Source organism: Paraburkholderia susongensis (assembly GCF_900177725.1).
Classification (GTDB): domain Bacteria; phylum Pseudomonadota; class Gammaproteobacteria; order Burkholderiales; family Burkholderiaceae; genus Paraburkholderia; species Paraburkholderia susongensis.
In genome coordinates this window covers 49,720-70,003 of the sequence record NZ_FXAT01000006.1, presented here as the reverse complement: position 1 = coordinate 70,003, position 20,284 = coordinate 49,720, and the positions used below count along the sequence as shown (strand labels likewise).

The following is a 20,284-nucleotide window of genomic DNA, read 5'->3' as shown; positions in this document are numbered from 1 at the left end:
GGTGTGTCTATGGAAGAGGGGAAAACGCGACAGGCGACAGAAACGTCGTTTCTTGAGACATGAGGTAGGGTCGTGCCGGTTGCACGAACTTCGCATCCCAATCGGGATGGGCCGCGAGGGCGCGCAGCACGCTCTCGCGCGCCTGAAGACTGGGGTAGCACCACAGGTGCACGACGCGATTGAGGCATCCTGTCTCGGTGCGGAAATAACCGACGAGACGCATGTCTTCGATGGCCGCGAAGATCGGCAACGCCTTCTCTTCATACAGCTTCAGCCAGGGGCCGAGACCACCCGGACACAGCGTATAGGTTCGCAGTTCATAGATCATCGGGCAGTCTCTCTCCCGCCATGTACCGGCACGCCCTGCTTCGCTTCGGCATGCTTCAGCAGGAAGCCGAGCACGGCTCTTTCGAAAGCGTATGGCCGCTCGAGATTGGAGAGATGGCCGCAATCCGTGATCTCCTGATACACGCTGCCCGGAATGCGCTGCGCCATCGGCCGCATGACATCAGCCGGAATCAGGCGGTCGTCGCTCGCGGCCACCACGTTCGTCGGCACCCGGATCGATTCGAGCGGGATCCCACCCTCGTAGGTCGACACGGCCTCCAATGCCTTCATGTAGCTCTCCGCGCGCAGCATGCACATGCTCTCGACCAATGCTTCATAAGCTTCCACCGAAGCGTGGGGACCGACCAGCGATCGCGCGACGTCGGCCGCAATGTCGGCGGGCGTTTTCCCCTCCTCCCTGAGCGGACGCAGGCGGCTCGCGAGAAAGGCCGCGCGCCGCTCCGGCGACATCTCCGCCGCACGGTGGCTCGCCGAGCAGACGGTGAGCGTGCGCACCCGTTCCGGGTGGCGATGCAGAAAATCGAAGGCAATGCGCCCACCCATCGAGAGACCGACCAGATGGACCTGCTGAACCCCGAAGTAGGCGAGGATTCGCAGGATGTCGGCACTCAAATCCTCGAAGCGCAGTGGACCTTCGTAGTCGTCGCTCTCGCCGTAGCCCCGCATGTCCCACGCGACAGCGTGAAAATACCGCGAGAAAACACGCACCTCGCGCGCCCAGTTGAACTTGTTGCCGCCCACTCCATGCAGGAACAGCACGAGTTCGCCCTGACCTGCCTGCAGGAGCGCGAGCGCAGGCGTACCGGGCACGCGGATGGATTCGGGCTGCAGTACGCCGGCCGCCATCTCAATCCGCCTTGGGCGCCGGGAGATTTTCGAACTCCTCCATCGAGTAGAGGGAGAGGTAGCCGATCCGGTCGAGACAGATTTCCGCCGTGAACGGCAGCATCAGCGCGCCGCAACGGCTGTCGCGATACATGCGTTCGAGCGGCAGCGACTTGAGCATCGCCTGACCGCCGCACGTGCGGATCGCGAGCTGGCAGATCTCGTTGCTGTTTTCCATCACGGTGTAGTGACCCGCGTACATGCGGATGATGTCCGCCTTGTCCGGGTTGGGGCGCGCGTCGCTGATCACGCGGTGGTAAAGCGCGCGTGTCTGCTCCAGCATGATCTGAAGCTGGGCGACGGCCATCCGTTTGGTCGGATAGTGCCGGCGCCGCACGGGCGGCATGCCTTCGATCTCGCCACGCAGGTATTTGATCGTGAAATCCACCGCAGCTTCGGCAATGCCCATGTAAGCGGGATTCACCGTGATGAAGCCGTGCGGCCAGAGCTTGCGCATGTCGAAGTACGTGCCCCTCGGCATCACTTCTTCGTTGTCCGGCACGAACACGTCCTTCATGATCAAGGTGCGCGAGACCGTGCCACGCATACCGAGCGGATCCCAGTTTCCGGTGATCTCGAAGCCGGGGCTGTTCTGATCGACGGCGAGGTACACCGTGTCCTGGAACGTCGGCGGCATGCCATCCTCGCGGATTTCCGTGCAGGTGATGCCGTGAAAATCCGCCGCGCCGGACAGGGAAGCAAAAATCTTCTTGCCATTGAGGAGCCAACCGCCATCGACGCGCCTTGCCGAAGTGGCGTAGGGACGCTGAGTCCAATCCTCTCCACCTTCGGAGAACGGCTGCGAATAAAGCTTGCCCTCCTCGACGATACGGCCGAAATGATGCAGGCGGCGCCGGTGCTGATCGGCACGCTGCTGCTCCGTGAGCGGATAGGCGTCGAGCATGAGGCCGGCGTACATGGTCGCGCAGGTATGCATGTTGAAGGTGAGCGCCGTGGCCCCGCACCAGCGGCCTATCTCCGCCGCCACGAGCATGTAGGTCTGATAGTCGGCACCGAGGCCACCGTACTCCTCAGGCACGCAAAGCTTCAGGAAGCCGGCCTGGCGCAGATCCTGGTAGTTCTCGGTCGGAAAAATCGCTTCACGGTCGTAGTGGCTCGCGCGTTTTGCAAAGTTGTATTGGCCGAGTTCACGCGCCGTTGCGATCAGTTGCTGCTGCTTTTTGCTCAGGTCGAAGTGCATTCTTAGTCCCTCTGGGATATGTCACGGTCTCTTCGTGACGATATAATCTGTTTTTAAGTATTACTAATCGTAGGTCTGAAAAAAATTTCACCACCGAGCCTGATGGCATCGGAAATGTCGTCTCGATGAGCCGCGCGTCAAGTTCAATCAGGATTCCTTTAGTTCTCGGAGGAAGCGAGTTCGCCCTTGAGCACACCCTTGTCCACGATCACCTCGCCGTCGAGCGCGATCGTGCAGTTTCGCATCGGCAGGTCGAAGTGGCCCTTGGTGAAGCGGCCGGCGTGCTCGTTGGCTCCTGTCGAAAAAAGGAAGTTGCCTGCGAACACACGAAGCTCGGTGCCATTGAAATCGTTCTTGTCGTACATCACCATCGAGTCCCAGCGGGCGCGCTCGTTCATGCCCCAGCCGACGTGAGAGACGGCATACGCCTCGCGGTCCCCCCATGCTGCGATATAGCTGCGCAGCAGTTCCCCATCGAGCCCATCGCCCTCGATGGCGGTAATGTAGTCCTGCTCGATCCGCACGCTCACGTGGGACTCGAAATAGCGCTTGAAAGTCAGGTTCGCGTCGCCCGGCGCGAAAATCAGCGTGCCATTGACGCTGCCGGCCGTCGGAAAGGCTGCAATCAACCCGCCAGGCCAGTGCGAGCGCGTACCCGGCTCGGTGCAGTAGCCCCAGTTGCCGCCCAGCGGACAGCCGGCAATCGCAATTCGCAGATCGGTGCCCGCAGCCGAGGTGACGTGCATTTCCCTGGCACGCCTGAGCCGCGACACGCCGGCCTTCACTCGCCTCTCGAGCCCCGGATCGACGCCGATGCGCTCGAGGATCTCCGGATGCTCGTTGCTCACCATCATGAGCCGCGTGCCGCCCACCAGTATCTGACCGAGCTCCTTCGCATGCAGCATTCCTTCTACCGTGCAGTCAATCACGATATCGGCGTGCGACAACGCGGCGATCACACCCCTCAGGCCCTGCACCGCGTCGGATGCTCCCGTCGAGCGCACTGGAACACGCTCCGACTGCACGGGCGTGGGCACTTCGACGAGAAATTGCGACGCCCCGAGCTCGGCGAGCGCATGTCGGCTGGCGACGACGTTCTCCGTGCGCGAGCCTGTTTCGCACAGGATCGCAGCCACGGTTCTGGGGCCGACCCCGCAAGCGGAGAATTGCTGCGCGAAACTGCGAATCCATTTACTCTCGACACCACTCCTGTGCATTTCATTTTTCTCCGTCGATCTCAAGCCTGTGCCAGCGTCGCGCCGCGGGTGAACGTGTAATCGCAATCATGGAACAGCAGCGGCGGCACGTTCGTCGTGCCCAACACCTCGACCTCGCCGATGAAGAGCAGATGGTCACCGAACTCGATATGCTCGCGCCGGCGGCAGACGAGCCAGGCGGCGCAGCCTTTGATCAGGGGCGCGGCAAGACCGTCCTCGACGTAATCCACGCCCGCGAACCGGTCCGCTACCGGACTCGCGAAACGACGCGACAGCTCGATCTGCTCCGCCGAGAGAATGTTGATTGCAAAGTGAGAGCTGTTCCTGAAGATGGCGGAGCTACCCTGCGCGGTGCCAAGGCTCCACAGCACCAGCGCGGGATCGAGCGACAGGGTATTGAAGGAGTTCGCGGTCAGCCCGATGCTGCGGCCGTCCTGCGCGCGCGTAGTGATGACGGTGACACCGGTGGCGAAGCGGCCGAACGTTCGGCGCAGGACGCCGCGGTCCCAACTGTCCCGCAACGGCAGATCTTCCGGATATATCTGCAAAGATGCACTTTCACTTATGCTCATTTCTCACCTGCATCGGGTTGAAATTTTTTACCGTTCCACTATGATGAACATCATTCAGACTATGTGAACATAATAGGAAGTGCTCAAACGAATGTCAACACGAATGAACCCACCTCGCACTGAAGCGCAGGACGAAGTCGCGTCTGCGCCATCCGGCTCGCTGCCCAAAGGGCTCGCGCTGCTCGAACTATTGTCCAGCGACGATGCCCCGCTCGGCATCACAACGCTCGCACGGCATATGGATATGCCGAAGAGCGGCGTGCACCGTCTGCTGCAGGTGATGCGCGGGCTCGACTGGGTGCGCCAGACGCCCACTGGGGAATACGAGTGCACGCTGAAGATCTGGGAGCTGGGCCAACGCGTGGCGAATCGCATCGATCTGCGCGGCGCCGCGACGGCCGCCATGCGCGAGCTCGCCGAACAAACGCGCGAAACCGTGCTCCTGTCGATTCTCGACGGAGTCGAGGTGCTGTATATCGACGTCATCGACAGTCCACAGCCCGTGCGCGCTCACACGAGGCCAGGCGACCGGGCGCCCGCGTTCTACATGGCGACGGGCAAGGCGATGCTGGCCTATGCCCCCATCGACATCATCGACAGGATCGTCGGAAGCCTCGAAAAGCTCACGCCGCAGACGCTCACCATGCGTGAAGCAGTCGAGCACGAGTTCGAACGCGTACGGCGCAAGGGATATGCGATCAATCGCGGCGAATGGAGCGGCGGCGCGCACGGGGTCGCAGCACCCATCTTCAACAGCCGCGGCGAAGCCGTCGCCGCGATCAGCGTCGGGGCACCCGGCGAACGCATGCCCGAAGCGATGATGCGTAACCTCGCGCCCATCGTCATGCAGGCCGCGAAACGCGTTTCGCGCGAGCTGGGTCACACGGGATAAACCCGGGCCCAGCAGTGGCGGCGAATCAGACTTGCGCCGGGAGCACCTCGGGGTTGATCGGCGTCGGCGGCAAACGGACGCCACCCGGTTGCCCGAGGGCCGCGATCAGGTTGTCCACCGCGAGGTGGACCATCGCCGATCGCGTGCTGAAGGTCGCGCTCGCGATGTGCGGTGTCAGGACGACGTTCGGCAAGGAGCGCAGCAGCGGTTCGATCGCCGGCTCCCCTTCGAAGACATCGAGCCCCGCCGCCGCGAGGCGCCTTTCCTTGAGCGCCATGGCCAACGCATGATCGTCGACGAGGCCACCTCTGCCTATGTTGATCAGCGTCGCCGTAGGACGCATCATGCCGATCTCCTGCGCACCTATGACGTGATGTGTCTCAGGCGTGTATGGCAGGGCAACGATCAGGTGATCGGAGCGCCGCAACAGCTCCGGCTTGCTCACGTACCCGGCGGCGATTTCCCGCTCGCTCTCCTCACACATGCGGGAGCGGGAGTGATAGAGCACGCGCATGCCGAAGCCGAGCGCCGCCCTGCGCGCAATGGCGCGTCCGATGCGCCCCATGCCGAGAATGCCCAGTGTTTTTCCGTGAACATCGAGGCTCATGAATCGCTCGTAGGTGGATGCGTCCCAGCGCCCCTGCCGTACACATTCGTCGGCTTCGACGATCCGGCGCGCCGCGGCGAGAAGCAGGCCGAACGCGAAGTCCGCCGTGGTCCCGGTCGTCACGTCGGGCGTATTCGTGCACAGCACGCCATGCCGCGTGCAGGCCGCGATGTCGAGATTGTTGAAACCAGCCGACGTATTGCACAGGACCCGCAGATCGTCGACCGCCGCAAGCACGCCGTCATCGACGCGGTCATACGGGCAGAGAATGGCTCCCTGCTTGTCCCGCAGCGCGGCGATCAGTGTCGTGCGGTCGAGTCCGGCTTTGCTGTCGCGGAAATCCACCTCGAATACCTGTGCGAGCCGCTGCAGCGCACTCGCCTCGATGCTATGCGTGACAAGAATCTTCGGTTTCAAGGCACTCCTCTCATGAGCGGCAGCCCTCTTGCATGGGACCGGAAATCAGGTGTCGTAGCCGGGAAGTTGCCTGTCGAGACGCCTGAGCAGGCTCGGCCATGCCATCGCAGCGCCTTGCCCTTGCGTGGCGGCTTTGACCTGCTCGCGCGCGGTCGCGATGATCGAGGAGTCGATATGGTTCAAAGGCCGCGCCCCCGCCAGTGCACGCACCTGAATGCTGCAGACTGCTTCAAAGAGGTACATGAAGATGAACGCTTCGCCTACGCTCCTCCCGACAGTCAGAAGACCGTGGTTGCGCAGCATAAGAAAATCGTTGCTGCCGAGCGATTGGACAAGCCGGGGTTTTTCATCGTCGCGCAGAGCGATGCCTTCGTAATCGTGGTAACCCAAACTTTGCAGCACGAGCATCGACTGCTGGGACAAGGGAAGAACACCTTCCACCTGTGCCGATACGGCCGTGCCATTCAGCGTATGCGTGTGCATCACGCACTCCGCGTCGTGCCGCGCGGCGTGAATCGCGCTATGAATCGTGAAGCCTGCCGGATTGACCTCGTACGGCGACTCGTCGAGCTTTCTCCCGTCGATATCCACGGTAATGAGGCTCGACGCGGTGACTTCCTCAAAAAGCAGCCCATACGGGTTGATCAGAAACTGATCAGTTGTCCCAGGCACGCGCGCGCTGATATGAGTGGCAACCAGGTCATCCCATTTGAACAGGGCCGTCAGGCGATAGGCGGCCGCCAGCTCGACGCGGCGTCGCCAAACCTCATCGGTGTACTCGCCGGCCTGGCCGCACCGCTCATGATGAATACAGGACATGAATTACCTCCAGCGCAGCAGCGTGTTCTCGAGCACGTTCATCAAGCCGTTGATACTGGCGCCGGTCAACGCGAGAAGCAAAAGAATGCCGAGCACGCCATTGGTGTTGAACTGCGACGACAGCAGGCTTAGCTGCTGACCCAGCCCATGCTCCGAGGCGATGATCTCTCCGCCGACGACACCGAGCAGCGAATACACCAATCCCAGCCGCAGACCGGTGAAGATCGTCGGAACCGCGGTGGGTAGCGTGAAGTGGACGAACTTGCGCCACGCACTAGCCCCGAGGGTCGACGCAAGCGTAAGGTGGTCCTGGCTGACGCTGCGCCCCCCCGCCACCGTGCTCGACAGAACGATGAAGTAGCACAGGCTGAATCCGATTGCGATCTTCGAGGCAAGCCCCAGGCCGAACCAGATCAGGAAAAGCGGCGCGAGCGCGATTCGCGGCATCGAATTCACGGCCGCGAGTATCGGCTCGAACGCCCGCTCGAGACGAGGACTCATCACGAACAGCACGCCGGTCACGACGGCCGCGACCATCCCCAGCACAAAGGAGATCAGCGTGCCCAGCATGGTCCATCCGAAATCGATCAGCAGCGCGCCGTCCTTGAAAAGATTGTCGCGAAGATAGACGGCAATCCCCATCGGACTGCCGATCAGAAGCTGGTCGATCCAGCCTCGCGACGCCGCGATCTGCCACACGCACACCAACGCGAGCAGAGCCACGCCTCTGTCGATGGCCGTTTTCGTTGCTGTATTCATCGTCGCTCCCTCAAGCACTCATCGCCTCGTCCAAACGCTTCCACACCTCGGCATGCAGAGTGTGAAACGCCGGATCCTTCTGCAAGGACTTCACGGAGCGGGGGCGAGGAAGATCGATACGGATATCCGCCACGATTCTCCCCGGACGCGCGCTCATGACGATCACGCGGTCCGACACCGCCACCGCTTCGCCGAGATCATGCGTGACGAGCATCACGGTCTTGGCCTTGGCCTGCCAGAGATTCAGAAGCACCTCCTGCAACTGGATCTTGGTGAGCGAATCGAGGGCGCCGAACGGCTCGTCCATGAGCAGGATGGACGATTCCATGCTGAACGTTCGGGCCAGCGCAACGCGTTGCCGCATGCCATGCGACAGATGCTTCGGGTAGCTGTTCTCGAATTCCCCGAGCCCCACGCTGGCCAGCAGCGTGCGCGCAACCTCGCGCCGTCGCGGCATCGGCTGGCCGCGGATTTCGCCCGCCAGCTCGACATTGCGAAGCGCCGTGCGCCACGGGCAAAGCGCATCGCGTGCGAGCATGTAGGCGACATCGCGATTGCCCGAAACCGGCTTGCGGCCCAGCACCTGGCAGTCGCCCTGATAGCTGTCCGACGGGATCAGGCCCGCTGCGATATTGAGCAGGGTCGTCTTGCCGCAGCCGCTCGGCCCCACGATCGAGACGAATTCACCGGGCGCAATCTCGAGGCTCACGTCGTCGAGCGCCAGAACCTCCCGTCCGAACCGAACAGACGCGCGGGAGAAACGCAATGCCGCGGGAGCGGGTCCATTCGCGGACCGGTGCGCCGAGGCCGTGGCGGATGGCATGGCAGGCGCTCCCGAGGGGATCACTGCAGTCTGGTCTGTATACATCCTTGGCGTCACCTCCGATGTCACGGCGCGTCCCTGTAGACAAGGCTTGAAACGGCGGGTTTCGAATCGATCAAGCCCTGTGCGGAAAGATAGTCGACGACGCCCTGAACGCCGGAGCGGCTAAGCTTGCCGTCGCCCATTTGCGTGATGTCGTCGTTGATCCAGCTTCGGCGGACCGCGTCCGCGTTCGGAATATCTCCAAGCGTCATCGACGGACCTAGCAGTTTCACTACCGCGTCGCGGTTTTTCGGGTCGCGTATCCACTTGTTGGCTTCGTCCATGGCGCGAATGAAGCGATTCACCAGATCGGGATTCTGCTCGATGGTCTCGGTGCGCATCGCCATGGCGACGCTGGCGCCCTTCATCGCGCGCAGCTCGGGCGGCCATTCCACCGTATCGGCATCGAAAACCAGCTGGCAGGTCTTGGCCTCCACGCAGATCTGCTTGAGCGGATTCATGATCATCACCGCATCCACGGTCTTGCCTACCGTCAGAGCGGTGTACGCAGTGGCGACGCCGCCCACCGGGACGATGATGAAATCGGAAGGCTTCATGCCCGCTTCGCGGACGAGCGAGAGGAAATGCATTTCGGTCTGCGATCCGCGCATGGTCACGCCGATTCTCTTGCCCTTCAGTTGCTCGAGCGTCTCCTTGACCGTTCCCTTGCGAATCGGCACGTCATTGCGCGCGACGAGCGAAAGCGTCAAGGACTGGTACCCGCCATACACGAGTTGAGCTTTCGCACCTCGCGCGATACCCGTGACCAGGGTTTCCGTACCGACGAAAGCGACGTCGATCGATTTGCCCACCAGCGCCTGCATGCCGAGCGGCCCGCTATTGATGTACTTGATTTCGCAGTCGAGACCATTGCGCTCGCACATCCCTTGCGCCGCGGCAACTACAGCCGCTGCATTTCCGTAGGTACCCTGATATTGCTGAATGAGCAGTTTGTCTCTCGCGTATGCCGAGCCAGCGATGGACAGAAGAATGGCAGTTGCCGCACAGAGCTTTCGCATGAATTCTCTCAAGAGTCGTCAAGACAAGCGGTTGGCCTTTTTCGATCTGGCGTCCGCGAAAAGCCACTTATGGTTTTCGTCCCCTGCTCGCGTCGTATCCAGAGCGGCCTCATCATGCGGGTGGGTTGGCAACCGCGCTCAAACCAGGAGCCAGGTAACGTTCATCCTCGGCACTTGATCTTGTTCTAATATAGTGAACATGGTTCACTGATATTGAACATATTCTAAATCTAAAACTGGCGCTGTCAATGTGAGAGCGCCTCCGTATAAGTCCGGATAGGCGCCATCGCTTGATCGGTTGCGCTGCGCGTGGACGAATTCGCGCGGTCAGTGGCATGTGGTCCGGCGAGCCGGATGCGGTGCAAATTCAGTGGGCTGGAAAGAAGTCGCCTGACGAGCGTTTTGTCGCGATAGGACACAAAGAAAAACATTGAATGCGCGTCATGCGCGCAACGGCGTGCCGATATCCATTGCCGTCGAGACCTGGCGCAGTTCATCGGCGATGATCGAGATCAGCGCTTCGGCGGCGGCGCTCAGGGGGCGGCGCGGATGACTCACGCGCACGATGTGTCGCACGATGCGCGGCGCGAGAATCGGATATGCGCGCAATGTGCCTTCACGCACCGCGCGTCCCACGACGATACGCGGCAGGATCGTCGCAAAGCGCGTCTTCTCGACGAGCGCGACGATGGTGGATAGCACATCGATTTCGAAGCGCGGCGCGAGCATCACATCTTCATGTTGCGCGGCCGTATCGAGCACACCTCGCAGGCCGTGACGCTTCGTGGGCAGCACCAGTTCGAGTTCAGGCAACTGCGCGAGCTCGATCGAGTGCGGCAGATCGGGCCCGTGGGCGACGCTCGTTGCGAGCACCATTTCTTCGTCGAGCAGCGGCTGTGAATCGAGCGACAGCCGCGCGCGCGGCTTGTTGATGAGCGCGGCATCGAGTTGCCCGCCCGCAACCCAGTCGATAAAGGTCGCGCTGTAGCCATCGGCCACCGTCACTTCGACATGTGGATAGCGCGCATGAAAACGCGAAAGCGAATCCGCGAGCACGCTTTCCGTCACTGACGCGATGAGTCCGATGTTGACGTGCCCTGTCACGACCTCATCGCGTTGCACCAGTTGCTGCCGCGCATGCGCCAGGTCGCGCATGATGGGCAGAAAGAGCCGGTACATCAGGCGGCCGGCCGCTGTCGGCGCCATGCCGTGCGCGCCGCGATCGAAGAGTTGCTGATGCAGTTCCTCTTCCAGCTTCGCGATCTGCATGCTGAGCGCGGGTTGCACGATGTTCAGCCGCTTGGCCGCGCGCGTCACCGAACCGTCTTCGAACAGCGCGATGAAATACTGGATTTGTTTAAGGTCCATAGTCGTGAAGAGGGTCATCATCGGCACTAATGGCGCCAGTACATACCATCACGGGAAGCCCGTAAGCGTTGCGTTTCAACGCGTCACTGGTGGCCTGAAGATGGGGCCGCGCCAGCGTGTTTAGTGTTATCCCGTTGTAAGACAAGCGTCATCGGGGCTAACACGGATATCAGAAAGGATGATTCAAAGCATCAAAAATCAGTATTAGAACTTATACCGCGATCTCGCTACGCTTCGCTCCATATCCTTTCGATCCGATCCGCATCGCGAATCGCACCACGACTCGCATCACGACTCGCATGCAATTCGTGTCGAAGAAGTGGCATAGATGGAGACGCAGATGAATACTCGCGACGCCGCGACACACGGCGCCTTTTCCGGTTCGCTTTCCCTTTCGAGTCCCCTTCCGGACTCCCCGCAGACTCGCGCATGGTCCGAGCCTTCGGGGGCGCTCACGTTGCGCGGCTGGCTTGCGCATCTCGCGCGCACCGGCCGTCTCGCGACGGTCGACCAGCCCGTCGCGCTCGCACACGAGTTGGCCGCCGTGGCGAAGCGGCTCGACGGCACGCAGGTCGCGTTTTTCACGCAGCCGGGACGTCGCGACATCCCTGTAGTGAGCGGCTTCATGTCGAGGCGCGCGTGGATTGCCGAGGCAATGGGCGTCGACGAACGCGCTTTGCTCGCGCGCTTTCGCGATGCCGCCGAAGCGCCCCTCGCATCCCGGCTGGTCGCGGGCGGCGAAGCAGCGTGCCAGCAGATCGTTCATACGAACGCTATCGATCTGCACGCTTTACTGCCGATTCCCACACACAGCGAGCACGACAACGGTCCTTACATCACCGCGGGGCTCGTGATCGCGCGCAATCCGCGCACAGGCGTGCAGAACGTGTCGATCAACCGCATTCAGGTGCATGGCCGCGACCGCATGGCGATCCTGCTGTTACCGCGTCATCTGCACGCGTTCCAGAAGACCGCCGAAGCCGTCGGCGATGCGCTCGACGTCGCCATCGCAATCGGCGTCGATCCGCTGACGATGCTCGCGTCGCAAGCCATCACGCCGATCGATCATGACGAGCTCGAAATCGCGGGCGCATTGCATGGCGCGCCGCTGCCCGTCGCGCGGTGCGTGACGAATGGCGTGCACGTGCCGGCGTTCGCGGAGATCGTGATCGAAGGGCGCATTCTGCCGAACGTGCGCGAGCCCGAAGGGCCGTTTGGCGAATTCCCGAAGTACTACAGCGCGCAGGAAGCGCGCGAAGTAATCGAAGTCACGGCCGTCACGCATCGGCGCGCCCCCATTTTTCATACGATCGTTCCAGCCGAAATGGAGCACTTGCTGCTCGGCGCGATTCCACGTGAAGCGACATTGCTCGCGCATCTTCAGCGCAGCCATCCGGGCGTGAAGGACGTGCATCTGTCCGTTGGCGGCGTGTGCCGTTATCACCTGTGGGTGCAGTTCGACAAGAAACGCGAAGGCGAAGCGAAGAACGTGATCCTCTGCGCGTTCGGCGCGCATTACGACATCAAGCAGGTGGTCGTCGTCGATACCGATGTGGACGTGCACGATCCTGCTGAAGTCGAATGGGCGATCGCGACGCGCTTCCAGGCGGATCGCGATCTGGTCGTGATCGGCGGCGCGCAAGGCTCGCCGCTCGATCCGTCGACGACGGTCGGCCAGCCCGACGATGCGCCGCCGCATCTGCAAGGCGTCAGCGCGAAGATGGGACTCGACGCGACGCGCCCCGTCGTCTATGCCGCACATGTGTTCACCCGTGTGAGGATTCCCGGTGCAGACAAGGTCGATCTCGATGCGCTCGTCGCAGCCGACAACTCGGCGTTCGATGCCTGGCTGGACCGCGATCATGGCTGAGCGCGCGGCCCCCAAGGCGCGCATCGTCGTCGGCATCTCCGGTGCGAGCGGCGCGATGATTGGCGTGCGGCTGCTCGCCGCGCTGCGCCGGCTCGGCACGCACGAGACGCATCTGATCGTGTCGCCCTCGGGCGCCGTCACCGCAGCGCAGGAATTAGGCCTCACGCGCAGCGATCTCGACGGTCTCGCCGATGTGGCTCACAACGTGCGCGATATCGGCGCGGCCGTCGCAAGCGGCTCGTTCCTGACGGATGGCATGGTGATCGCGCCGTGCTCGATGAGAACGCTTGCCAGCGTCGCACACGGTCTCGCGGACAATCTGCTGACGCGCGCAGCCGACGTGATGCTCAAGGAGCGCCGCCGCCTCGTGCTGGTCGCGCGCGAAACGCCGCTCAATCTCGCACACCTGCGCAACATGACGCTCGCGACTGAAATGGGCGCAATCGTGATGCCGCCCGTGCCCGCGTTCTACGCGCACCCGAAGACGATCGAAGACGTCGTCGATCACACGGTCGGCCGCATTCTCGACCTGTTCGCCATCGAGCATCGCGAGATCGCGAAGCGTTGGAGCGGTCTTGCCGATGCCTTCGCGGATCAACGCGACGATGCAGGAGCCGTCCAATGAACCAGCGTGAGGCGAATCTGGCTGTATCCGAAACCGGGCATGCAGTGGCGCAAACCGAAGCGCGCGCATCGAAGCATGTCGGACGACCGATGCAGCGTCTCGAAGATCCCGCGATCCTGACAGGTCGCGGCCGCTATGGCGACGACATCGGCGTGAAGCCGGGCACGCTGCACGCTGCCGTGCTGCGCTCGCCGCATGCGCATGCGGAACTCGTGTCGGTCGATGCGAGCGCTGCATTGATGCTGCGTGGCGTGTGCGCCGTTCTCACGCGCGACGACTTGCGCCCGTGGTCGAGGCCGTTCGTGGTGGGCGTCAAGTCACCGATGGAGCAATGGGCGCTCGCGATGGACCGCGTACGCTATGTCGGCGAGCCCGTTGCCGTCGTGATGGCGGTATCGCGCGCGCTGGCGGAAGACGCGCTCGACCTCATCAAGGTCGAATACGCGACGCTCGATCCCGTCACGTCGATCGAACAGTCGATGCGCGAGGACGCGCCCGTTCTGCACGAACGCGTCGGCACGAACGTAATCAGCGACCGGCATTTCCGCTACGGCGAGCCTGAAGCCGCGTTCGGCAGCGCGCCGCATCGCGTAAAGCTCGTCACGCACTATCCGCGCAATTCGTGTGCGCCAATCGAATGCGGCGTGGTCATCGCCGAGTATCTGTCGGGTGACGAGGGCTACGATGTTACGTCGAATTTCATGGGGCCGTTCTCGCTGCATGCCGTGATGGCGATGGCACTGAACGTGCCTGCCAACCGGCTGCGCCACAAAGCGCCGCGTGATTCGGGCGGCAGCTTCGGCGTGAAGCAGGCGGTGTTTCCGTATGTCGTGCTGATGTGCCTCGCGTCGCGCAAGGCGGGCGCGCCGGTCAAATGGGTCGAGGACCGGCTCGAACATCTGAGCGCGGCGACCTCGGCAACCGCGCGTTTGTCGACGATCGAAGCCGCCGTCGAAAACGACGGCCGCATTACGGCGCTCTCATACGATCAGCTCGAAGATTGCGGCGGTTACCTGCGCGCGCCGGAGCCCGCGACGTTCTACCGGATGCACGGTTGCCTGACGGGCGCATACGCGATCCCCAACCTGATCGTGCGTAATCGCGTCGTACTGACCAACAAGACACCGACGGGGCTCGTGCGCGGCTTCGGCGGTCCGCAGGTGTATTTCGCGCTCGAGCGATTGATCCAGCGCATCGCCATCGAACTGAAGCTCGATGTGCTCGACGTCTATCGGCGCAACTTCGTTCCCGCCGATGCCTTTCCGTATCGCGCGGCAGCGGGCGCGCTGCTCGACTCGGGCAACTATCAGGAAGCGCTGCGGCGCGGGTTATCGGAAGGCGGGTACGACGAACTCATCGCGCGCCGTGATGCCGCGCGCAAGCAGGGGCGGCTTTATGGCATCGGCTTTGCGGCCATTGTCGAGCCGTCGGTGTCGAACATGGGCTACATCACGACCGTGATGCCCGCCGAAGCGCGCAGGAAAGCCGGCCCGAAGAACGGCGCGATTGCAAGCGCGACGGTCAGCGTCGATCTGCTGGGCGGCGTGGTCGTGACCATTGCATCGACGCCTGCGGGACAAGGTCATATGACGGTGTGCGCACAGGTCGTGGCGGATGCGCTCGGCCTCGATCCAAAAGATATCGTCGTCAACGTCGAGTTCGATACGCACAAGGATGCGTGGTCAGTGGCGTCGGGCAACTATTCGAGCCGTTTCGCGGGCGCGGTGGCGGGCACCGTTCATCTCGCCGCGATGCGCGTGCGCGACAAGCTCGCGCGCATCGTCGCGAAGCAATTCGGCTGCGTGCCTGAAGACGTGTGCTTCGAAGGTGCGCGGGTTTATCCGAAAGGCGCCGAGGAGCGCGGGCTGCCATTCGGCCGTGCCGCGAGCAACGCGCCGCATTGGGCCCCCGCGCTGCTGCCCGAAGGCGAAGAGCCCGGCCTGCGCGAGACCGTGTTCTGGTCTCCGCCTCACATGGACGCGCCCGACGAGAACGATCGCATTAACACGTCGGCGGCTTATGGCTTTGCGTTCGACGTGTGCGCTGTCGAAGTGGACCGCGTGACGGGTCACGTGCGTATCGACCGGTATGTGACCACGCACGATGCGGGCACGCTGCTGAACCCTGCGCTCGCCGATGGCCAGATTCGCGGCGCATTCGCGCAAGGACTCGGCGCGGCGCTACTCGAAGAGTTCCGCTACGGCGCGGATGGCAGTTTCCAGTCCGGCACGCTCGCCGACTATCTGATGCCAACCACGTGTGAAGTGCCGGATCCGGTGATCGTGCACCTGGAAACGCCGTCGCCGTTCACGCCGCTCGGCGCAAAAGGATTGGGCGAAGGCAACAATATGAGCACGCCCGTATGCATCGCGAACGCGGTGGCCGACGCGCTTGATATCGCGGACATCCGCTTGCCGCTCACGCCTTCGAAGGTAATGGCGCTAATCGGCATCGACGATCCGGAGCCGTCGCTGCCCGAGTATCGCGAAGCCGCGACGGGGAAACCCGCGGCGCCTGGCGGCGGCCGCGCGCTCACGGCACAAGGCACCGTCGATCTGCCGGCAACGCCCGAAGCGGTTTTCGGCGTGCTGCTCGATCCGAATGCGCTCGCGAAGGTCATCCCCGGCTGCCATGCGCTCGAAGCGACAGGGCCGAACCAGTATCGAGCGGATGTCACGGTCGGCGTCGGCATGATAAAGGCGCGCTTCGAAGCACGCATCGGCCTGTCCGATATCGAGGCGCCGCATCGTCTGCGGCTGGCGGGCGCGGGCATGTCGCCGCTCGGCATCGCGCGCGGCAATGGTCTCGTCGAACTCACGCCGACCGATAAGGGCACGCGTCTGTCGTACGACTATGAAGCGCAGGTATCGGGCAAGGTCGCGGCCGTGGGCGGTCGCATGCTAGAAGGCGCGGCGAAGGTCGTGCTGAGGCAACTGTTCGAGTCGCTGGGACGCCAGGCGGCAGGCGAGTCGGTCGAAACGGAAGGCCGTTCGTGGCTCGCGCGATTCCTTGCACGCTTCAGGAGGCACGCATGAAGCCCGCGTTGTTTGATTACGTGCGCGCGATGACGACGCAGGACGCGCTCGACGTCCTCGCGCAGACGGGTGAGGACGCTCGCGTGCTCGCCGGCGGACAGTCGCTGATGGCGGTGCTGAACATGCGGCTCGCGCAACCGCGCGTGCTCGTCGATATTTCGCGCACGGACGAACTGAACGCCGTGCGCGCCGATTCGCAAGCGGGGCATCTCGTCGTGAGCGCGGCGGCAACGCAAAGCAGCGTCGAATGGCGCGCGACGCTACGCGACGAAGTGCCGTTGCTGGCAATGGCGTTCCCGCATATCTCGCACTTTCAGATTCGCAATCGCGGCACCGTATGCGGATCTGTTGTGCATGCGGACCCGAGCGCGGAACTCCCGCTCGTGCTGACAGCGCTCGGCGGCGACGTGCTGCTGCGCTCAAAAAGGAAACAACGCGCGGTGCCCGCGAACGACTTCTTTCAAGGCATGCTGATGACAGCGCGCGAGCCCGACGAACTCGTCGAAGCCGTGCGCTTCCCGATGAAGAAGCCCGGTGAGCGCTTCGGCTTTGCCGAATGTTCGGCACGTCACGGCGACTTCGCGATGGTCGCGTGCGCCGCGATCGTCACCGACGACGCCATACGGATTGCCGTCGGCGGCGTGGCGGACAGACCGAAGGTCGAGCGCTGGCCGCGCCTGCGAGGCGAAGATCTGCGCGGCGCATTGAACGATTTGAGCTGGAAACTGGGCGCGCACGACGATGCGCATATCAGCGCGAAGTACCGTCGTCATCTGGTGCGAGAACTCGGATGGCGCGTGATCGAGGAGGCGAAGTGAGCAAGTCAACGACAACCGTCATGCGGCACGGCGAACGGCAGCAGGTCACGCTGACGCTTAATGGCCGTGAACGCAGCGGCTATTGCGAAACGCGCGAACTGCTGTCGGATTTTCTGCGGCATGAACTCGGCGCGACGGGCACGCACGTCGGCTGCGAGCATGGCGTGTGCGGCGCGTGCACCGTGCATGTCGACGGGATCGCGGCGCGGTCCTGCCTGATGCTCGCGGTGCAGACCGATGGACGCCGCGTCGATACGGTCGAAGGGCTCGCGCCCGCGCAGACTCTCGGCGATCTGCAACAGGCATTCGCGCGTCATCATGCACTGCAATGCGGCTTCTGCACGGCGGGCATTCTGATGTCGTGCGCGGACTATCTGCAACGCGTGCCCAATCCGACCGAGGAAGAGGTGCGCGAAATGCTATCCGGTCATATCTGCCGCTGTACGGGCTATACGCCCATCGTCGCGGCCGTGCTCGACGCGGCCGCGCGCCGCAGGCAGCCGTGCGGAAACACGGAGGCCGAACATGCTTGATCTCGGCCGTACGTTTCTGCAAAGCGTGGAGCGCAGTCCGCATGCGCTCGCGCTTGTCGATGGCGATTTTCGGACGACCTACACGCAGTGGCATCGCATCATCCTGAACGCCGCGCAGGGACTGCGTGAACTGGGCTTCGTTCGCGGCGACCGTCTGCTGGTGGTACTGCAAAACCGCTGGGAAATGGCGACGCTGCATTGGGCCTGCCAGTTCGCGGGCATCGTCATGGTGCCGCTGAACTGGCGCGCGAAACCCGACGAACTCGATTATTGCGTGACCGATGCGGGTGTGAAGGCGATCGTCTATGAACCCGTCAGCGCGGATGCCGTGATGCAAAGCCCGGCCGCGTGCAACGTGCCACGCATCGGCCTCGATGATGCGCCCGGACGCACGGCGACGATCGACGTGCTCTTTGCCGCGCAAAGCGATGCCACGCTCACGACACACGCCGACGCCAATGCCGACGACTACTCGCTTATCCTCTACACATCGGGCACGACGGGCAAGGCGAAGGGCGTTCCGCGCCGTCATCGACATGAGCGCGCGGCGGCGCTCGCGCATGTTGCACAGAACCTCTACCGGCATGGCGAGCGCACGCTCGGCGTGATGCCGCTGTATCACACGATGGGCGTGCGCTCGCTGCTCTCGATGGCGCTCGTCGATGGCCTGTTCGTCTGCATGCGGCGCTGGAATGCGCGCCTCGCGCTCGATTCGATAGCGCGGTACAAGCTCACGTGCCTGTATCTCGTGCCGACGCTCTATCACGATCTGCTCGCCGATCCCGCTTTCAACGACATCGATACGTCGCCGGTCACGAAGCTCGGCTTCGCGGGTGCGCCGATGAGCGACGGCTTGCTCAAGCGTCTCTCGGCGGCGTTCGAGCCGGAGCTGTTCGTCAACCACTACGGTTCGTCCGAGGTCTACACGTTCAGTATCGACCAGCACGCGACGGTGAAGCCCGGCAGCGCCGGACGCGCGGGTATCAATACGCGCCTGCGCGTCGTGAAGCTCAATGCGCAATCGCCGGACGACGTGGCTGCCGTGCATGAAGAAGGCCAGATCATCGCGGACCTGCTCGGCGACGAAGCATTCGAAGGCTACTGGAACCGCCCCGACGCCAATGCGAAGTCTTTGCGCGACGGCTGGTACTTCACCGGCGACACCGGCTTTTTCGACGCTGACGGCGACCTGTACGTGTCCGGCCGTGTCGACGACATGATCATCAGCGGCGGCGAAAACATTTCACCTGTCGATATCGAATCGGTGCTGTCGTTGCATCCGTGCGTCGACGAAGTGGCCGTGGCGGGCGTGAAGGACGACCGCTGGGGTCAGCGCGTCGTCGCGTTCGTCAAGCGCAGCGATTACGTCGATGGCGCAACGCTCGACGCGTGGTGCCGCGCCTCCGACCTCGTCAACTTCAAGCGCCCGCGCGATTACGTGTTCGTCGACGACATTCCGAAGTCGCCGGTCGGCAAGATCCTGCGCCGCAAGCTCCAGGCAGGCGAGTATCAGCGCGACGAGCGCGGCCCGATCGACCCTGCCATTCAACCTCTGACTCGACACACTGAAATCACGAAGGAGTAACACTCATGACCGACCTGATCCATCGCGGGCAGACGCTGCTCGAGGAACCCGACGGCTTTTCGATCGAGATCGATGCTCAACGCGAACGCGCCGACATCATTCTCGACCGTCCGCCGTTCAACGTGATTTCGATGCACGCGCGCGACCAGTTGCGCGCCGCGTTCGAAGCGCTCGACGAGGACGACCGCGTGCGCGTGATCGTCGTTCGCGCGAAGGGCGAACACTTTTCGAGCGGCGGCGATATCAAGGGTTTTCTGGAGGCGTCGCCGGAGCATGTGTCGAAGCTCGCGTGGAATATCGCGGCACCCACACGCTGCTCGAAACCGGTGATCGCGGCCAATCGTGGCTACTGCTTCGGCGTGGGCTTCGAACTGTCGCTCGCCTGCGACTTCCGCATCGCCACCGATACGACGTTCTACGCGCTGCCCGAACAGAAGCTCGGCCAGATTCCGGGTTCGGGCGGCTCCGCCCGTCTGCAGCAAATGGTCGGCATCGGCCGCACGAAAGACATCGTGATGCGCTCACGCCGCATTCCGGGCAAGCAGGCCTACGACTGGGGCATCGCGGTCGAGTGTGTCGCCGATACGGAACTCGAAGCGGCAACGGATGCGCTCGTCGACGAACTGCGCGCATTCTCGCCGCTTGCGCAGCGCACGGCGAAGAAGCTGCTCAACGATACCGAAGACGCGCCGTTGTCGATTGCCATCGAACTCGAAGGCCATTGCTATAGCCGTCTGCGCTCGTCCGACGATTTCCGCGAGGGCGTCGAAGCGTTCCACGCGAAACGCAAGCCGGCATTTCGCGGCCGGTAAGCGCCCATAACAAGGCACACGACAAAGGTCTGGAGAC

The 20,284-nt window shown here is 63.1% G+C and carries 19 protein-coding genes; 8 read left to right on the top strand and 11 right to left on the bottom strand.

What is annotated here, in order from left to right; all coding sequences use genetic code 11:
* Positions 1-7: 7 nt before the first annotated feature.
* The 5 genes from B9Z01_RS19265 to B9Z01_RS19245 form a co-directional block, all read right to left on the bottom strand.
* Positions 8-328, bottom strand: coding sequence for an NIPSNAP family protein (locus tag B9Z01_RS19265; protein WP_085485900.1), 321 nt, complete (start codon positions 326-328; stop codon positions 8-10).
* Entirely contained in the window at positions 325-1,194 is an 870-nt protein-coding gene (locus B9Z01_RS19260) for an alpha/beta fold hydrolase (RefSeq protein WP_085485898.1), read from the bottom strand. The genes B9Z01_RS19265 and B9Z01_RS19260 overlap by 4 nt, the downstream gene beginning before the upstream one ends.
* 1 nt (position 1,195) lies before the next feature.
* Positions 1,196-2,434, bottom strand: coding sequence for an acyl-CoA dehydrogenase family protein (locus tag B9Z01_RS19255; protein WP_085485896.1), 1,239 nt, complete (start codon positions 2,432-2,434; stop codon positions 1,196-1,198).
* A gap of 158 nt (positions 2,435-2,592) precedes the next feature.
* Complete coding sequence (locus B9Z01_RS19250; protein ID WP_085485894.1) at positions 2,593-3,651, bottom strand: 2,5-dihydroxypyridine 5,6-dioxygenase NicX family protein; 1,059 nt, start codon at positions 3,649-3,651, stop codon at positions 2,593-2,595.
* Positions 3,652-3,671: 20 nt separating this feature from the next.
* Complete coding sequence (locus B9Z01_RS19245) at positions 3,672-4,172, bottom strand: flavin reductase family protein (RefSeq protein ID WP_244196079.1); 501 nt, start codon at positions 4,170-4,172, stop codon at positions 3,672-3,674.
* Between the two features lie 154 nt (positions 4,173-4,326).
* Between B9Z01_RS19245 and B9Z01_RS19240 the strand changes: the two genes are divergently transcribed.
* Complete coding sequence (locus B9Z01_RS19240; protein ID WP_085485890.1) at positions 4,327-5,115, top strand: IclR family transcriptional regulator; 789 nt, start codon at positions 4,327-4,329, stop codon at positions 5,113-5,115.
* Positions 5,116-5,140: 25 nt separating this feature from the next.
* Here the strand turns inward: B9Z01_RS19240 and B9Z01_RS19235 are convergent, their stop codons facing one another.
* The 6 genes from B9Z01_RS19235 to B9Z01_RS19210 form a co-directional block, all read right to left on the bottom strand.
* Positions 5,141-6,139, bottom strand: coding sequence for a 2-hydroxyacid dehydrogenase (locus B9Z01_RS19235; protein WP_085485888.1), 999 nt, complete (start codon positions 6,137-6,139; stop codon positions 5,141-5,143).
* A 45-nt stretch (positions 6,140-6,184) separates the two neighbouring features.
* On the bottom strand, positions 6,185-6,958 hold the full coding sequence (locus B9Z01_RS19230; RefSeq protein ID WP_085485886.1) for a class II aldolase/adducin family protein: 774 nt from the start codon (positions 6,956-6,958) through the stop codon (positions 6,185-6,187).
* A gap of 3 nt (positions 6,959-6,961) precedes the next feature.
* Positions 6,962-7,717: an ABC transporter permease gene (locus B9Z01_RS19225; protein WP_085485884.1), complete on the bottom strand. Its 756-nt coding sequence runs from the start codon at positions 7,715-7,717 to the stop codon at positions 6,962-6,964.
* 10 nt (positions 7,718-7,727) lie between these two features.
* A complete protein-coding gene (locus tag B9Z01_RS19220; RefSeq protein WP_085485882.1) occupies positions 7,728-8,540 on the bottom strand; it encodes an ABC transporter ATP-binding protein in 813 nt (270 codons plus the stop codon).
* A 65-nt stretch (positions 8,541-8,605) separates the two neighbouring features.
* Positions 8,606-9,601, bottom strand: a complete 996-nt coding sequence (locus tag B9Z01_RS19215; protein WP_085485880.1) for an ABC transporter substrate-binding protein — start codon at positions 9,599-9,601, stop codon at positions 8,606-8,608.
* Between the two features lie 441 nt (positions 9,602-10,042).
* On the bottom strand, positions 10,043-10,969 hold the full coding sequence (locus B9Z01_RS19210) for a LysR family transcriptional regulator (protein WP_085485878.1): 927 nt from the start codon (positions 10,967-10,969) through the stop codon (positions 10,043-10,045).
* Between the two features lie 340 nt (positions 10,970-11,309).
* On the opposite strand from B9Z01_RS19210, the gene B9Z01_RS19205 reads away from it, so the two are divergent.
* From B9Z01_RS19205 to B9Z01_RS19175, 7 genes are read left to right on the top strand one after another with little or no spacing between them, the layout of a single operon-like run.
* On the top strand, positions 11,310-12,839 hold the full coding sequence (locus B9Z01_RS19205) for a UbiD family decarboxylase (RefSeq protein ID WP_085485876.1): 1,530 nt from the start codon (positions 11,310-11,312) through the stop codon (positions 12,837-12,839).
* On the top strand, positions 12,832-13,464 hold the full coding sequence (locus B9Z01_RS19200; RefSeq protein ID WP_085485874.1) for a UbiX family flavin prenyltransferase: 633 nt from the start codon (positions 12,832-12,834) through the stop codon (positions 13,462-13,464). Before B9Z01_RS19205 ends, B9Z01_RS19200 begins: the two co-directional genes overlap by 8 nt.
* Positions 13,461-16,499: a xanthine dehydrogenase family protein molybdopterin-binding subunit gene (locus B9Z01_RS19195; RefSeq protein WP_085485872.1), complete on the top strand. Its 3,039-nt coding sequence runs from the start codon at positions 13,461-13,463 to the stop codon at positions 16,497-16,499. Before B9Z01_RS19200 ends, B9Z01_RS19195 begins: the two co-directional genes overlap by 4 nt.
* Positions 16,496-17,317, top strand: a complete 822-nt coding sequence (locus tag B9Z01_RS19190) for an FAD binding domain-containing protein (RefSeq protein ID WP_085485870.1) — start codon at positions 16,496-16,498, stop codon at positions 17,315-17,317. Before B9Z01_RS19195 ends, B9Z01_RS19190 begins: the two co-directional genes overlap by 4 nt.
* Positions 17,314-17,850 carry a (2Fe-2S)-binding protein gene (locus tag B9Z01_RS19185; protein ID WP_085485868.1) on the top strand — a complete coding sequence of 179 codons (537 nt, stop codon included), beginning with the start codon at positions 17,314-17,316 and terminating at the stop codon, positions 17,848-17,850. Before B9Z01_RS19190 ends, B9Z01_RS19185 begins: the two co-directional genes overlap by 4 nt.
* Positions 17,843-19,435 (top strand): AMP-binding protein, encoded by a 1,593-nt coding sequence (locus B9Z01_RS19180; protein WP_085485866.1) that lies wholly within the window; start codon positions 17,843-17,845, stop codon positions 19,433-19,435. The genes B9Z01_RS19185 and B9Z01_RS19180 overlap by 8 nt, the downstream gene beginning before the upstream one ends.
* A 5-nt stretch (positions 19,436-19,440) precedes the next feature.
* A complete protein-coding gene (locus B9Z01_RS19175) occupies positions 19,441-20,247 on the top strand; it encodes an enoyl-CoA hydratase/isomerase family protein (protein WP_085485864.1) in 807 nt (268 codons plus the stop codon).
* Positions 20,248-20,284 lie beyond the last annotated feature (37 nt).

Coding starts and splice junctions, on each gene's coding strand:
- B9Z01_RS19265 (WP_085485900.1), bottom strand. CDS start 328: ATGATCTATGAACTGCGAACCTATACGCTGTGTCCGGGTGGTCTCGGC.
- B9Z01_RS19260 (WP_085485898.1), bottom strand. CDS start 1,194: ATGGCGGCCGGCGTACTGCAGCCCGAATCCATCCGCGTGCCCGGTACG.
- B9Z01_RS19255 (WP_085485896.1), bottom strand. CDS start 2,434: ATGCACTTCGACCTGAGCAAAAAGCAGCAGCAACTGATCGCAACGGCG.
- B9Z01_RS19250 (WP_085485894.1), bottom strand. CDS start 3,651: ATGCACAGGAGTGGTGTCGAGAGTAAATGGATTCGCAGTTTCGCGCAG.
- B9Z01_RS19240 (WP_085485890.1), top strand. CDS start 4,327: ATGAACCCACCTCGCACTGAAGCGCAGGACGAAGTCGCGTCTGCGCCA.
- B9Z01_RS19230 (WP_085485886.1), bottom strand. CDS start 6,958: ATGTCCTGTATTCATCATGAGCGGTGCGGCCAGGCCGGCGAGTACACC.
- B9Z01_RS19225 (WP_085485884.1), bottom strand. CDS start 7,717: ATGAATACAGCAACGAAAACGGCCATCGACAGAGGCGTGGCTCTGCTC.
- B9Z01_RS19220 (WP_085485882.1), bottom strand. CDS start 8,540: ATGCCATCCGCCACGGCCTCGGCGCACCGGTCCGCGAATGGACCCGCT.
- B9Z01_RS19215 (WP_085485880.1), bottom strand. CDS start 9,601: ATGCGAAAGCTCTGTGCGGCAACTGCCATTCTTCTGTCCATCGCTGGC.
- B9Z01_RS19210 (WP_085485878.1), bottom strand. CDS start 10,969: ATGGACCTTAAACAAATCCAGTATTTCATCGCGCTGTTCGAAGACGGT.
- B9Z01_RS19205 (WP_085485876.1), top strand. CDS start 11,310: ATGAATACTCGCGACGCCGCGACACACGGCGCCTTTTCCGGTTCGCTT.
- B9Z01_RS19200 (WP_085485874.1), top strand. CDS start 12,832: ATGGCTGAGCGCGCGGCCCCCAAGGCGCGCATCGTCGTCGGCATCTCC.
- B9Z01_RS19195 (WP_085485872.1), top strand. CDS start 13,461: ATGAACCAGCGTGAGGCGAATCTGGCTGTATCCGAAACCGGGCATGCA.
- B9Z01_RS19190 (WP_085485870.1), top strand. CDS start 16,496: ATGAAGCCCGCGTTGTTTGATTACGTGCGCGCGATGACGACGCAGGAC.
- B9Z01_RS19180 (WP_085485866.1), top strand. CDS start 17,843: ATGCTTGATCTCGGCCGTACGTTTCTGCAAAGCGTGGAGCGCAGTCCG.
- B9Z01_RS19175 (WP_085485864.1), top strand. CDS start 19,441: ATGACCGACCTGATCCATCGCGGGCAGACGCTGCTCGAGGAACCCGAC.